Annotated in this window: 9 protein-coding genes; 8 read left to right on the forward strand and 1 reads right to left on the reverse strand. The window is 60.4% G+C overall.

Annotated elements, in window-relative coordinates; genetic code table 11:
- The first annotated feature begins 184 nt into the window (after positions 1-184).
- Together hisC and ACQRAG_RS02685 are read left to right on the forward strand one after the other, a co-directional pair.
- Positions 185-1,318, forward strand: a complete 1,134-nt coding sequence (gene hisC / locus ACQRAG_RS02680; RefSeq protein ID WP_427803852.1) for a histidinol-phosphate transaminase — start codon at positions 185-187, stop codon at positions 1,316-1,318.
- Between the two features lie 418 nt (positions 1,319-1,736).
- Entirely contained in the window at positions 1,737-3,242 is a 1,506-nt protein-coding gene (locus ACQRAG_RS02685; protein WP_337382433.1) for an outer membrane homotrimeric porin, read from the forward strand.
- Between the two features lie 134 nt (positions 3,243-3,376).
- Here the strand turns inward: ACQRAG_RS02685 and ACQRAG_RS02690 are convergent, their stop codons facing one another.
- Entirely contained in the window at positions 3,377-5,410 is a 2,034-nt protein-coding gene (locus tag ACQRAG_RS02690; protein WP_204625088.1) for a sigma-54-dependent Fis family transcriptional regulator, read from the reverse strand.
- A gap of 270 nt (positions 5,411-5,680) precedes the next feature.
- Here ACQRAG_RS02690 and hpsG point away from each other — a divergent pair, with 270 nt between their 5' ends.
- From hpsG to ACQRAG_RS02720, 6 genes are all read left to right on the forward strand, one after another.
- Positions 5,681-8,182, forward strand: coding sequence for a (2S)-3-sulfopropanediol dehydratase (gene hpsG, locus ACQRAG_RS02695; protein WP_204625087.1), 2,502 nt, complete (start codon positions 5,681-5,683; stop codon positions 8,180-8,182).
- A 62-nt stretch (positions 8,183-8,244) separates the two neighbouring features.
- Positions 8,245-9,075 (forward strand): amidohydrolase family protein, encoded by an 831-nt coding sequence (locus tag ACQRAG_RS02700; RefSeq protein WP_204625086.1) that lies wholly within the window; start codon positions 8,245-8,247, stop codon positions 9,073-9,075.
- Positions 9,076-9,190: 115 nt separating this feature from the next.
- Positions 9,191-10,594: an MFS transporter gene (locus tag ACQRAG_RS02705; RefSeq protein WP_302260042.1), complete on the forward strand. Its 1,404-nt coding sequence runs from the start codon at positions 9,191-9,193 to the stop codon at positions 10,592-10,594.
- 17 nt (positions 10,595-10,611) lie between these two features.
- Positions 10,612-11,568: a (2S)-3-sulfopropanediol dehydratase activating enzyme gene (gene hpsH / locus ACQRAG_RS02710; protein ID WP_303739827.1), complete on the forward strand. Its 957-nt coding sequence runs from the start codon at positions 10,612-10,614 to the stop codon at positions 11,566-11,568.
- 453 nt (positions 11,569-12,021) lie between these two features.
- On the forward strand, positions 12,022-13,365 hold the full coding sequence (locus tag ACQRAG_RS02715) for an MFS transporter (RefSeq protein ID WP_289616192.1): 1,344 nt from the start codon (positions 12,022-12,024) through the stop codon (positions 13,363-13,365).
- Positions 13,366-13,440: 75 nt separating this feature from the next.
- Entirely contained in the window at positions 13,441-14,352 is a 912-nt protein-coding gene (locus tag ACQRAG_RS02720; RefSeq protein WP_289616193.1) for an amidohydrolase family protein, read from the forward strand.
- The last annotated feature ends 45 nt before the right edge of the window (positions 14,353-14,397 follow it).

Genomic DNA, 14,397 nt, shown 5'->3' on the forward strand with positions numbered 1-14,397 from the left:
CCGGAAACCGGCAAAGGCCCTTCCGGCAGTCGGCATGATGCATACAGGCCGCACCGCAGCCCCCGGCCGCGGCCTTGCACAGGATTTGCATTTTCCCTCGCGGTATCCGGCCGCCATACGGGCGGCGCCCCTGCGCCCACTGCGATACGGCGACAGGGAAACTTCCATGCCATGAGGAGACGCCATGTACACCTGTGCCGTACGCCCGGAGATAGCCAGCCTGAGCGCCTATGTTCCCGGCATGTCCATTGCCGAGGTCAGGAAGCGCTACGGGCTTTCCCGTGTCATCAAGATGGCCAGCAACGAAAACCCGCTGGGGGTATCGCCGCTGGTACGAAAGGTGCTCGCCACCAGTCTGGAAGAGGCCTTCCGCTATCCGCAGGGCGGCAATCCCGCGCTGCGGGAAGCCCTGGCCCGTGCGCACCATGTCTCCCCGGAGCGCATCGTCGTCGGCAACGGCTCTGACGAGATCATCGACATGCTGATCCGCATGCTGGCCGTACCGGGCAGACATTCCGTGGTCTGCTTCGAGCCCTGCTTCAGCCTGTATCCCATACAGGCCAGGATCTGCGGGGTGGAGACGCGTCGCTGCCCCCTTTCCCCTGACTACAGTTTCGACCTCGATGCCCTGTTTTCCCTGGTGGATGCCGGGACCCGTCTCGTCTTCGTGACGACGCCGGACAATCCCTCCGGCTACTGCCCGCCCCTGGCGGCCATGCGCCGTCTGGCAGAACAGCTGGAAAGACATTTTCCCCGCTGCCTGCTGGTGGTGGACGAGGCCTACATGGACTTTGCGGGCGCTTCCTGCGGGGAGGCCCCCCGCTTTTCCCTGCTGGCTTCAGGGGATTTGCCCGCCAATGTGGCCATCCTCAGGACTTTCTCCAAAAGTTACGGACTGGCCGGGCTGCGTTTGGGATACGGAGTGCTGCCTGCCGAACTGGCCGGATTCTACTGGAGGGCCCGGCTGCCGTTCTCGGTCAACTCTCTTGCGGAAAAAGCCGGGCTGGCCGTGCTCCGGGACAGCGAATTTCGCAGGGCCACCCTGGAGTGCATACGCTCCGGACGGTGCCGGCTGACAGAAGGATTGCGACTTTTGGGATGTGATATCTGGCAGAGTGAAGCAAACTTTCTCATGATACGTCTGCCTGAAGGATACAGTGCTTCCTCATGTTTTGAGCATCTTTTGCAGTGCGGTATCATCATCCGTCCGCTTTCAAGCTACGGAATGCCTGACAAACTCAGGATAAGTATAGGGACAAAAGAAGATAATGAAGCTTTTTTGGAGGCATTGAGATCTTTTTTGGAAAAATCCTTTTAAAGATATAACATTTTTTATACCAAGACTCCCTCTTCACAAGCTTGTTCCTGCGCATGCCTGGGACAGGAGAAATGTCCTCAAAGAGAACATGTTTGTTCTTTTTGAGGACATTTCTTGTACATGCTCAGGACATATTTTTCACTTAAAAAATTATCTTATTGAAATAATTTATTTTTTTCGATGGTACGCAACTTGCTATTTTATGAACAAGCGAGCCGGGAGTTTTTCTCTTCCATGTATCCGCTGCATGCGGAGGGGCATGGAAGAAGATTTTCTCCGTTACCGTCTCTTTTGCGAATATGTCATGGATGCGTCAGCATTTGTTTGTGTACGCAAAAAACTCTGTTGATGCATCATGATGGGGGAAAATCGCAAAAGAAGTTGTCTATCAAAGATATTGTAATGTTCGGGAGGAAGTATGAAAAAATTTGCAAGAATAGCGCTGACGGCCTGTCTGCTTCTTGGCATAGCTGCGCAGGCCAATGCTGTCGACTTTAAAATAAAAGGAAGATGGATCAGCCTTTTCGACTACGGACAGAACGGGAACATGACGGGGGGCAACGGATCGACAGGCTATGCCAAGGGCTTTGACAACTTCGAAGCCCTGCAGCGCTGGCGCATCCAGCTGGATGCCGTTGCTTCCGATAACCTTTCCGGCACGGTGCACTTCGAGATCGGCAAGCACCGCTGGGGCCAGGCCTCCACAGGCGGTCAGCTGGGATCTGACTCCAACATGGTCCGCCTCAAGCATGCCTATATCGACTGGCGTGTTCCGGAGACCGATCTGAAGTTGCGCATGGGCATCCAGGCCATCAACCTGCCCGGATTTGCCACGGACTCCCAGGTCATGGGTTCCGACGTGGCCGGCATCACGGCCAGCTACACCTTCAATGACAATGTGGGCCTCACCGCCTTCTGGGCCCGTGCCTACAACGACAATTTTCTCGGCAGCGACGACGATGCGCCCAACAACAAGCAGAATTTCATGGATAACGTGGACTTTTTCGGGCTTGTGCTGCCGCTCACCTTTGAAGGTGCCCGCATCACGCCCTGGGTCATGGGCGGCATGATCGGCCCCAATGCCTTCCGCACGCAGGACGGCTACCTGACCAACATCGCCAACTGCTATTTCGTGCCCAACCTGACGGCGCTCAATTACGGTTTCCACGGCAACAAGCTCACCGGCTACGGCACGGCCTTCTGGGCCGGCCTGACCGGCGAGGTCACGGCCTTCGATCCCTTCCGCCTGGCCTGGGACTTCAACTACGGCTCCGTCACCTACGACGACGGCGCCGCCAGCCGCCGCGGCTGGCTGGCCTCGGTACTGCTGGAATACAAGCTGGACTGGGGCATCCCCGGCATCGTCGGCTGGTACGCATCCGGCGATGACGACGACCTGGGGAACGGCTCGGAACGCCTTCCCTACACGTCCGTTGACGAAATGGGCAATTCCTTTGCCACCTACGCCTTTTACGGCAGCCGTCCCGGCAGCGACCGAGACTGCCTCATCGGCCGCTCCATGGCGGGCACCTGGGGCGTCGGCCTGCGCATCCGCGACCTGAGCTTCATGGACAAGCTGAAGCACCACCTGCGCGTCAACCTCATCGGCGGCAGCAACGACCCGGGCATCCTCAAGTCCATCCATGAAAAGACGGGCGTCTGGATGTCCCCCAACAACTACGACGGCCAGACCATCATGGGCATGGACACCATGTATCTGACCCGCAATGACACCATCCTGGAATGCGGCATCAAGAACGACTACCAGATCTACGAAAACCTCAAGTTCAGCCTGGACTTCTCCTACATGGCCCTGTGGCTCGACAAGAGCGATGACGTCTGGGGACAGAGCCGCATCAACGGACGCAATGACGACGTCCGCGATGCCTGGAACATCACCGCCGGCTTCACGTATACCTTCTAAGCAGGCCCTCCTCCGGTCTGTTCAGGCGGCCAGCCCACTGGCCGCCTTTTTTGTTCCGGGATGCGGCACGCGTCCCGGCCTGCCCACCCTGCCGGGAAGGGAGGCATGCCCGAAGGCAGGCCTCCTTTCCCGGATCATCTGCCCGATCTCAGGGCCGCGATGTCGATACCCATCCGGTGCAGCTTGGCATACAGGGCGCTCCGGGCGATGCCCAGCTCCTGGGCCGTCTTGCGCATATTGCCCCCGTTGGCCTTCAGGACATCCAGCAGGATCTCCACTTCGCGGGATTGCAGGGTCCCTCCCCGGCCCGTGTCCCTGCCGGGAAGGACCGCGGCCGGGATATTGCCGGGAGCGGGCGCGGCCTGCCACCTGTTCCTGCCGCCCAGGTCCTCGTCTTCCCGCTCCAGAAGGGAAAGCGGCAGGTCTTCCCGCTCTATGGTATCCCCGCGGGCGATGTTGAGGGAACGCTCCACGATGTTCTCCAGTTCCCGCACGTTCCCCGGCCAGGGATAACGGCTGAAGATCTCGGCGACTTCTGCCGAGAACCCCCGGCATGGCTTGTGGATGGCCTGCACGCCGGCCCGGAGGAAAGATTCCGCCAGCAGCATGACGTCCTGCTGTCTTTCCCGCAGGGGCGGGACATCGATGGTCAGCACGCTCAGGCGGTAGAACAGATCCTCCCGGAACGAGCCGTCGCGCACGCTCTGCTGCAGGCGCTTGTTGGTCGCGGCGATGATGCGGACGTCGATCGGCCGGGAGAACTTGCCGCCGATACGGCTCACTTCCTTGTTCTGGATGACGCGCAGCAGGTTGATCTGGGCCTCCAGCGGCATGTCGCCGATCTCGTCCAGGAAGATGGTCCCCCCTTCCGCCAGTTCGAACTTGCCCGGCTTGCCCTGCTTCTGCGCGCCGGTGAACGCCCCGGGGTCATAGCCGAACAGCTCGCTCTGGATGAGGTCTCGGGGCAGGGCGCCGCAATTGACGACCACAAAAGGCGCATTCTTGCGGGCGCTGGCATTGTGGATGGCATGGGCGAACAGTTCCTTGCCGGTGCCGCTCTCCCCGAGGATGAGGGTCGTGATGTTGCTGTGCGAGGCGACCTTGCTGAGTTCGATGGCCTTCTGCAGGCTGGGGGACTCGCCGATGATGCTGGAGAACGTATAGATCGCCTTGGCCCCCACGCTGTGGGCGGCAAGCCGCTGCGCCTTGCTGGCCTCATGGAGGAAGAGGACCATGCCCTTGTCGTTGGGGATGGGCGCTGCGGACAGCATGCATTGCAGCGATCCGCCGTCCGTCAGGTTGAAAAAGCACTCCCTGTCCCGGATGTTCTTGCGGGACTGGATCATCATCAGCAGGGACTCGGCGCTCCCCAGCACATCATTGATGTTGCCCAGGGGCGCAGGCGGCGGCGAGATGTGGAGCATGCTCCGGCCGGTGCAGTTGGCGGCCTTGATCCCCCCGTTCTTGTCCAGGACGACGATCCCGGTGTCCACCTGTTCCAGGATGGCCTCCTGGTCGCTCAGCAGGTCATGCAGATGGTGCTGGTCACTGATGTCCTTGGCAGCCATCAGGACCATGCCCGAGGTATGCAGATGATAGAGCTCCAGCGGCAGGGCGATGGTCAGCACCCCCAGCATGCGCCGCTTGCCGCCAAAGATGGGCGCCGAGATGCAGCACAGGTCTTCTTCCTCCCGGATGAGATGCTCTGCTCCGAACAGCTCCACCACACTCTGTTCGCGCAGGCACAAGGCCGTGCTGGTGGTCCCCTCGTATTCTTCCCCCATCAGCATCCCCAGGGAAAGCAGGGCCGCCGCCGCGCGGCTCTTCGTCCCCACATGCTTGTGCAGCAGCACCCCGTCGCCGCTGGTGAGCAGGACGACGGTGGAGGAACTGCCCAAAATGGTGTTCAGGTATTCGATGACGGGGATGGCACAGGCCAGCAGTTCCCTGTTCTGCTGCATGACATGGGTCAGGGCGCTCTGCTCGAGGCATGTCCTTTTTTTGGCCAGTTTCGTCCCCAGAAAAGGAAGGCAGCGTTTCCACGACTCCAGGACAAGAGGACGCACCCGGCCTTCCGCCGCAGCCTGATCCCCTGCCAGGAATGCCTGCTTTGCCTTGACGATATCCTTCCAGTACGCCGCATCACGATAATCGATAGTTTTCCCCACAAAGACCTCGCTCAAGGTTGACGACCGGTTTATATGACCTGAAACAGGACACCACAAACACCGGACATTGTCCACAAAGAAAGCACATGTCCTGTATTTGGACATATCAGCATGTCCTCACGGCCTTTCCGCGCCGCCCGCATGTGCTCCTTTCTTCACAAGCAACAAGCAGACCAAAATATAACAGGCTAAAAACTCTCGTTTTTTTATATTTGGCATGTCCTGTGCATTAAGTGGGACAAATTTCACTTCTATGCAAGGAGATGTGTCATGATGAATTGCTGCTGCTGTGAAAGTCAGCAAGAAGCGTGGATCCGCGAAGCTGCCGAAGGCAAGCCCAACCGGTTCCGCAAGGACAACCCCCGCGTCATCGACATGCTGGAGTCCTTTGACTGCACTCCGCCCTATGTCGACATCGAGCGCGCCCGCTATTTCACCGAATCCATGAAGCAGACGGAAGGCCAGCACCTGACCCTGCGCTGGGCCAAGGCCCTGATGAACGTGGCCCAGAAGATGCCCGTCTATATCGAAGATACCCAGCTCATCGTGGGCCGTCTGGGCACCGACAAGGGGCGCTACGGCATCGTCTATCCCGAACTGGACGGCGACTTCTATGAAGGTGTCCTGGCTGACTTCGCCACGCGCGAGAACCCGCCGATCCGCATCGACAAGGAAAACATCCCCGTTCTCCTCGGCGAAATCGGTTCCTACTGGAAGGGCAAGACCTACCATCACGCCCTGTTCCAGAACATGCCGGAATTCTGCCGCCACAATGCCTATTCCGATGCCGAGGGCCTCTCGCCCCGCTACATCGTTTCCGAGTCTTCCTCGCTGCGTTCCAGCCTGCAGTGGGTGCTGGACTTCGACAAAGTGCTGAAGCTGGGCTTTGCGGGCGTGAAGGCCGACGCCATGCGCCGCCTGGAGGCCCTGGACCCCGAGAACCCCGCTGACCAGCTGTACAAGCGCCCCTTCCTGGAAGCCGTGGCCCTGGTCTGCGACGCGGTGGTGGTCTTTGCCCACCGCCATGCTGCCCTGGCCCGTGAAAAGGCCGTGGCGGAAAAAGATCCTGTCCGCAAGCAGGAACTGCTGGAGATCGCCGAACGCTGCGAATGGGTGCCCGAACATCCCGCCCGCACCTTCCATGAAGCCGTGCAGTCCCACTGGTTCGCCCAGGCCTTCTCCCGCCTGGAACAGCGCACGGGCTGCATCATCTCCAACGGCCGCATGGACCAGCAGCTCATCTCCTACTACCGTCAGGACATCAAGGCCGGCATCCTGGACGAGAAGAAGGCCCTGGAGATCCTGGGCTGCATGTGGTGCCAGATGGCCCAGTTCATCGAACTGCCCCTGTCCCCCGGCGTCATGGACACCCAGGCCGGCTTTGCCCACTGGGAGGCCGTGACCATCGGCGGCCAGACCACCGAAGGCCTGGATGCCACCAATGAGCTGACCTACCTGCTGCTCAAGTCCAAGCGCGAGTTCCCCACCCACTATCCCGACCTGGCCGTGCGCGTCCACGCGCGTACGCCGCAGCGCCTCCTGTGGGACGTGGCCGAGACCATCAAGCAGGGGCAGGGCTATCCCAAGCTGCTCAATGACGAGGAGCTGATCCCCCGCATGCTGGCCAAGGGCGCCCCGGCCAGCGAAGTGTTCGACTACGTGGTCAGCGGCTGCAACGAGACCCGCCTGATCAACCGCGAATCCTACATGAGCCCCGGCACGCAGGTGAACCTGGGCGCGGCCCTGGAACTCGTGCTGCGCAACGGCCGCCTGAAGAAGTTCGGCGACGAGCTCTTCACCTTTGAAACGGGCGACCCCTGCAGCTTCAAGACCTGGGAAGAGTTCTGGGATGCCTACGTGAAGCAGCAGAACAACCTGATCAAGTCCTCCTTCATGCTGCAGGACACCATCCACCACACGCGCGCCAAGTTCTTCGCCAGCCCCCTGGCCTCCGGCCTGCACTCGCTCTGCATGGATTCCTGCGTGGACCTCAACAGCGACGTGGCCCCCGAAGGCGCCCTCGACATCGCCTTCTTCGATGCCATCGGCTTCGGCACCGTGGTGGACTCCCTGTCCGCCATCAAGACCCTGGTCTTCGAACAGAAGCGCCTGAGCATGAAGGAACTGCTGGAAGCCCTGGACTGCAACTTCGAGGGCAAGGAAGACATCCAGGCCCTGCTGCAGGGCGCGCCGAGCTTCGGCAACGGCGACCTCGAAGTGGACACCCTGGGCCGCATGCTGGAAAAGTCCGCCCTGGACTTCACCGCCCGCTATGCCGGCAAGAACGGTGTGCAGCCCCTGGAGATCCGCACCACCTCCGTTACGGCCAACGTGCCCCACGGCAAGTTCGTCGGCGCTACCCCCAACGGCCGCAAAGCCTGGATGCCGCTCTCTGACGGCAGCTCCCCCTCGCATGGCAGCGACCGCAACGGCCCCACCGCCGTGCTGCTCTCCCAGTACCAGAGCACCAACTGGAACGCCGCCAACCGCGCCTGCCGCCTGCTGAACATGAAGATGGCCCCCAAGACCGTGGAAGGCGAAGAAGGGACCAAGAAGCTGGTCGACCTGATCCGGGCCTTCATCAACCTGCGCGTCTGGCACCTGCAGATGAACATCATCAACCGCGAGACCCTCGTGGCCGCCCAGAAGGATCCGCAGAAGTACAAGAACCTCGTGGTCCGCATCGCGGGCTACAGCGCCTACTTCGTCGACCTTTCTCCTGACCTGCAGAATGACCTGATCGACCGTACCGAACAGGAAAACTGCGATTAACCCCACTCCGGGCAGGGATCCAGCCCCCTGCCCGGGCCTCAACCCTTTATCCAGAGAACATCATGAAATTCATCGATTTTCGTTTCCGTCCCTGCGTCAAGGCCGTTGTCGATTCCATCCTGAACAACCCCGTGTTCGGCGGCTTTGTGGCCGAGACCGGCTTTGGCAGCGGCCCCGCCCCGACCCTGGCCGAAGAAGTGGAGCTGTTCAAGAGCCTGGGCGGCGTCAAGTTCGTCATGAACGGCCGTGACTGCGAATCCGTCTCCAAGGCCGCTTCTTCCAACGACGGCGTCCTGGAGACCATGAAGGCCTACCCCAATGAAGTCATCGGCTTCTACGGCATCGATCCCTACAAGGGCATGGACGCCATCTATGCCTTCAAGAAGGCCGTGCTGGAAGACGGTTTTGCCGGTGCCTCCATCGATGGCGACATCTGCCACCTGGACGTGTGCTCGGCCAAGTTCTATCCGCTGTACACCGTCTGCTGCGAGCTCAACGTGCCGGTCATCATGACCACCGGCCCCGCTCCCATGCGCGGCGTCTCCATGGCCCACACCTCCCCCGTGAACGTGGACCGCGTCGCGGCCGATTTCCCGGATCTGCGCATCGTCATGAGCCACGCCGCCTGGAACTACCCCCACGAGGCCCTGGCCACCGTGTTCCGGAACGAGAACGTGTACATGGACATCTCGGACATGACCATGAACATGTGGATGGACCTGTACGTCCCCCACATCAACGACCGCATCGCCGACAAGGTCTTTTTCGGCAGTGCCCATCCCTTCACGCACATCGCTGAAGCGGTCGAGGTCATGCAGGGCTTCGGCCTGACCGAAGAGGCCCGCCGCAAGGTGATGTACGAAAACGCCGCTGCCTTCCTGAACATCGCCTAACCATGACCGGTCCCCGGGGGAAGGCGGCTTCCCCCGGGATTTTTTTTGGATCGCATCCCGTTCCCGTCTCCAGGAGGGCCTGCCTTCTCAAGCATATCATCCCAAAGGACAACCTATGACGCCAACCTATGACAACATGTCCCGTGAAGAACGCAGAACGCTGCATGGCGTCGTCATCTCCGTCATCGCGGGGCAGCTCCTGGCTCCGTTCATGCACTCCGGCGTTGCCGTGATGCTGCCTTCCATAGGGCGGGAACTGCATGCCAGCGGCGCCCAGCTCGGTCTTGTGGGGACCGTTTACTGCCTGGCTCTGGCCATTTTTCATCTCGTCATGGGCAGGGCCGGCGACAAGTGGGGCCGCAAGCGCGTCTGCCTGTGCGGCATGCTGCTGCTCACGTCCGCCGTCACGGCCACTGTTTTTTGCCCCGGCATCGAGACCGTCATCGGCCTGCGCTTTCTGCAGGGCATGGGGACAGCCACGGTCAATACCTGCGCGCTGACCATGATGGTCGCCTGTTCCCCGCCCAACCTGCGGGGGCGCATCTTCGGCCTCACCATGACCAGCGTTTATCTGGGCCTGGCTGTGGGCCCCGTGGTGGGCGGCTATATGGACACGACCTTTGGCTGGAGGAGCCTTTTCGGCGTCCTTGGGGGCGTCGGGGCGTTCTCCTGCATCGTCATGAGCGTCTTTGTCCGCCGCGAATGGAAGGAAAAGCCCGAGGCGCCCTATGACTGGGCGGGCCTCTGCCTTTTTGCCGGCGGCATGACGGCCTTCGTCATGGGGACCGTGGGACCCGTGCCTCCCGCCGTCGCCCCCTTCTGTGCGGGAGCCGGGCTGCTCGGCATCGTGCTGTTCGGCATGCACCAGACGCGGCTCACCTCGACGGAGCCCCTTCTCGACGTCAAACACCTGCTCCACAACAGGGTGTTCGTCCTGAGCAACATCGCCTCCCTGGCCATGTTCAGTTCCCTTTTCGCCATCACCTTCTTTTTCAGCCTGTATCTGCAATACGTCAAAGGCTACAGCGCCCGGGATGCGGGCTTCGTGCTGTTTGCCGAACCGCTGGCCCAGCTGGCGTTCACGGCCATCGCCGGTGTCATGGCCGACAAGCACGGCGCCGAGCGCATCGCCCTGATCGGCGCCGGGGTCGGCGCCGTCAGCCTGGGGCTGGGCACTTTTCTGGATGCCGGATCGGCCCTGTGGCAGCTGTACCTGATCCTCTGCCTCAACGGGCTGAGCATCGCCCTGTTCAGCGCCCCGAATACGGTCGTCATCATGGGATCGGTGGCGCCGCAGCACATGAGCCAGGCATCCGGGCTCGTCGGGACCGTCAGGACCATGGGCATGCTGTGCAGCATGATGATCGCCACGGGCCTCGTCCGCTGGCATATCGGCGACGCCCCCATCAGCAGCGGCAATATCCCCGACCTCCTCGCGGCCATGCATCAGGCTTTCTTCATGTTTGCCGCCATGTGCACGATCAGCATCCTTTGCTCTGTCGGACGAATGAAACGCTAACCGCAACTGGAGAACCAATGATGTTTTCTGAAGATACCCAAGTGACCGGCATCGTTTTCAACATCCAGCACTATTCCGTGCATGACGGCCCCGGCATCCGTTCCAATATCTTCCTGAAAGGCTGTCCCCTGGCCTGCCGCTGGTGCAGCAACCCCGAATCCCAGTCCCCCAGGCCGGAGCTGGCCTTCAAAGAGGGGCGCTGCCTCGGTCTGGACAAATGCACCCGCTGCCTTGGGGCCTGCCCGCACCAGGCCATCCGCCCCGGCAGTGACGGGAAGCCCGTCATCGACCGGACGCTGTGCCGCGACTGTGCGTTCCAGTGTGCCGCGGCCTGTCCGCCGCATGCCGCCATCGTGTATGGTGAGCACCGCACCGTGGATTCCGTGCTCCAGGAAGTGGAGAAGCAGGAGATCTTCTTCAGTACCTCCGGCGGCGGCATCACCCTTTCTGGCGGCGAGCCCCTGTTCCAGGAAAAATTCGCTCTGGCCCTCCTGAGGGAAGCACGCCGCCGTCGTCTGGCCACAGCCGTGGAGACCACGGGCTTCATGCCGTGGGAGCGCCTGGAACAGGCCGTGGAGCTGCTGGATACGGTCATTTTCGACATCAAGCACATCGATCCCTCGGAACACCGGAAAGGCACCGGAGTGGACAACGGCCTCATCCTGGAGAATTTCCAGCGTCTGGTCACGCGCTTCCCCCACAAGGACATCCTGGTGCGGACGCCGGTCATCCCCGGGTTCAACGACACGCAGGACGTGCTGACCGCCATAGCGGAACTGGTGCGTCCCTTCCCCCAGGTCCGCTATGAGCCCCTTCCGTACCATCGCCTCGGGACACAAAAGTACACCTTCATCGGCAAGACCTGTCCCATGGGGGACGTTCGTCTGGATAATGAATTTTTCAAACAGGCCCTGCATAAGCTGCATGACATCCTTGGTGAGCGCCTGATACAGCCAAAAGGAAAGTCTATATAAGTAGCATTCCTTATCGTATGCCGTACCGGCGCCTTTCTTCGAAAGGTAAAAGAAAAGAGGTATTGATTTTTCAATACCTCTTTTTTCTTCTCCTGATGTAAATAAATCGCTTTAATAGGTTATGCAGATCCTGCTAGGCTCTTTGGGGACCCTGCAGACCGGCATCCACAAAAGCAACATGTCCTCGACATGTACACATCATGTACATTTCATGTATTCAAAAAGGACACTTGTATAATACCATTTAATAATATATTGAAATAATTTATAAATATTTTTGGCACAATCTTTGCTGCTTCTCTTGCCAATGGCGCACTCCGCTCTCCCCCAGCGGTCATACGCACGACGTTCTTTCGGCAAGGTCCTGACAGACAAAAAAGACGCGTACACGTCAGCTATTTTGGTCTGCAAATTTTCAAGAGGATAGTTCCTAGACAAAAAGGAAAACAGAAAATGGCAGAGAAGCGTCCCAACAACTATTTTGACGACATCCCCACGTCCCACCGACAGATAAAAGTCTTCATGATCATTGTTCTGGCCTATATCTTTGACCAGATGGACAATATGGTACTTGGCTATGTGGCGCCTTCCGTCATGCGTTCCTTTGGCATCGGCATGCAGGAATTTGCCCCTGCGCAGTCACTGTACTTCTTTGGCATGATGCTTGGTGGTATCGTTGCCGGCGTCATCTCCGACAAGTTCGGTCGCCGCAAGGCCTTCATGCTGGGGTGTTTCACCTTCTCCACCGCCACGATCCTGACCGGCATGACGGACAACATCTATACCTTCACCCTGTGGCGGGTGATCACGGGCTTTGCCGTCCTTGGTACCGGTGCCATCTCCTTCACCTATCTGGCCGAGACCATTTCCTCGCAGGACCGTTCCAAGTGGTCAGGCATCGTCGTGGGCGTCGGCCACATCTCCATCCCCTTCATCGGCTTCATCGCCATGGAAGTCGTCCCCATGGGACCGGAAGCCTGGCGCTGGCTCTTCTACCAGGGCGTCATCGGCTACATCCCGCTGGTGCTTGCCTACTTCTTCATGAAGGAATCCCCCCGCTGGCTCATCGCCAATGGTCGCCAGGCCGAAGCTGAGGCCGTCGTGGAAGCCTACACCGGTGTGCCTGTCGATCTGACCGCGGTCGCCGAACAGTACCGCAAGACCGTTGCCCAGAAGCTGACCGTTGCCCAGACCTTCAAGAAGATCTTCGGCGACAAGAAGTATCTGTACCGCACCCTCGTGCTGTTCTGCGTGGCCGCCGGCCAGAACATCCCCTCCTTCGTCTTCCTGGGCTGGAACACCACGCTGCTGCAGCAGATCGGCATCTCCCAGGCCGACTCCCTGCTCATCTCCACGGTGGGTGCCCTGGGCATCCCGCTGGGCGTCATCGCTTCCGGCTACGTCGGCCCCCTGGGTGGCCGCAAGATCTCCATCGGTGTCCAGATCCTGCTGGTGGGCGCCCTGATCTCGGCCTACATGAACGTGGGCACCAACGTGACCATGCTCATGATCCTCTACTTCCTCTTCCAGTTCGTTTCCATGTGCTGCGCCATGTGCCTCAACCTGTACATGTCGGAGTCCTATTCCACCGAGATCCGCAATACCGGCACGGGCGTCGTCATCGCCGGCGGCCGCTGCTCCGTGGCCATTTCCCAGCAGATCGTCCCCTACCTCTTCGCCGCCTGGTCTTTCTCCGGTGTGTGCGGCTATATCGTGGCCCTGTGTATCTTCGGCGGCCTGGCCACCCTGCTGCTGGGCTGGCGTACCGGTAACGCGTCCCTGGAATCCGTCTCTTAACCGTACATCCCGGCAGGCGGGCCCGGAGGCCCGCCTGCCCGTCCAGTGCAACCACCTTTCGACAACGAGCCTACCATGAACAAGATCATCGACATCCACGCCCACCTCGGCGACATTTTCTGCGGACAGAACATCACCTTCCGGACCCGCCTGCAGCGCCCCGACCATATCGACGACAGCTTCGCCCAGAACGCACGCGACGGCTTCGTCTTCAAGGCGGAAGGCAGGACGGCGGAACAGCTCCAGGACCGCATGCGCGAAGGCCAGAACCGCCTGGCCCACGCCACCTGCGAAAACCTCGGCAAGAGCATGGATGACGTCCAGGCCGCATACAGCGTGGCCCTGCCCATCCTTCCCTATACGAGCTTCGACGAATACCTTGCGGCCTCCCGCCTGGATCCGCGCATCCTGCCCTTCTCCTGCCCCGATTATTCCCTGCCCCAGGACGAGACCCTGGAAAAGCTCCGTCAGGACATCGCCAACGGCGCACGCGGCCTGAAGATCCACAGTGTGCTTTCCAACCTGCCCATGACCGATCCCCGCACGCTGGCCTGCATCGAGCTCTTCGGCAATGCGGGCCTGCCCGTGCTCTTCCATGTGGGGGTCAGCCACTATTACACCTTTGGCCAGCCCTACAAGGAGACCCCGGAATACGGCGGCCTGGACGATTTCATCACCGTGGCCCACATGTTCCCGGACTATGACCTGATCGCCGCCCACTGCGTCAACAACTACGTCCGGGAACTGGCGGAAAAGACTGCCGGCCTGAACAGGATCTATACGGATACGACCTTCTGTTCCGCCGCCAAGATCGCCGATGCCGTCGAGGTCATGGGCGACGACAAGATCCTCCTTGGTACGGACTATCCCTTCACCACCATCGCCGATGCCTATGCCCAGGTGGAGATCGCCCTGCGGGACAAGCCCGAAAGCCTGTACAAAGTCGCTTACGGCAATGCGGCCCGCCTGCTGCGCATCGAGGACTAGTCCGCTCCTTGCGGGAGGGCAGGCGCCTTCCCGCAAGCCCTCCAG

Source organism: Desulfovibrio sp. SGI.230 (genome assembly GCF_050313065.1).
GTDB lineage: Bacteria > Desulfobacterota > Desulfovibrionia > Desulfovibrionales > Desulfovibrionaceae > Desulfovibrio.

Coding starts and splice junctions, on each gene's coding strand:
- hisC (WP_427803852.1), top strand. CDS start 185: ATGTACACCTGTGCCGTACGCCCGGAGATAGCCAGCCTGAGCGCCTAT.
- ACQRAG_RS02685 (WP_337382433.1), top strand. CDS start 1,737: ATGAAAAAATTTGCAAGAATAGCGCTGACGGCCTGTCTGCTTCTTGGC.
- hpsG (WP_204625087.1), top strand. CDS start 5,681: ATGATGAATTGCTGCTGCTGTGAAAGTCAGCAAGAAGCGTGGATCCGC.
- ACQRAG_RS02700 (WP_204625086.1), top strand. CDS start 8,245: ATGAAATTCATCGATTTTCGTTTCCGTCCCTGCGTCAAGGCCGTTGTC.
- ACQRAG_RS02705 (WP_302260042.1), top strand. CDS start 9,191: ATGACGCCAACCTATGACAACATGTCCCGTGAAGAACGCAGAACGCTG.
- hpsH (WP_303739827.1), top strand. CDS start 10,612: ATGATGTTTTCTGAAGATACCCAAGTGACCGGCATCGTTTTCAACATC.
- ACQRAG_RS02715 (WP_289616192.1), top strand. CDS start 12,022: ATGGCAGAGAAGCGTCCCAACAACTATTTTGACGACATCCCCACGTCC.
- ACQRAG_RS02720 (WP_289616193.1), top strand. CDS start 13,441: ATGAACAAGATCATCGACATCCACGCCCACCTCGGCGACATTTTCTGC.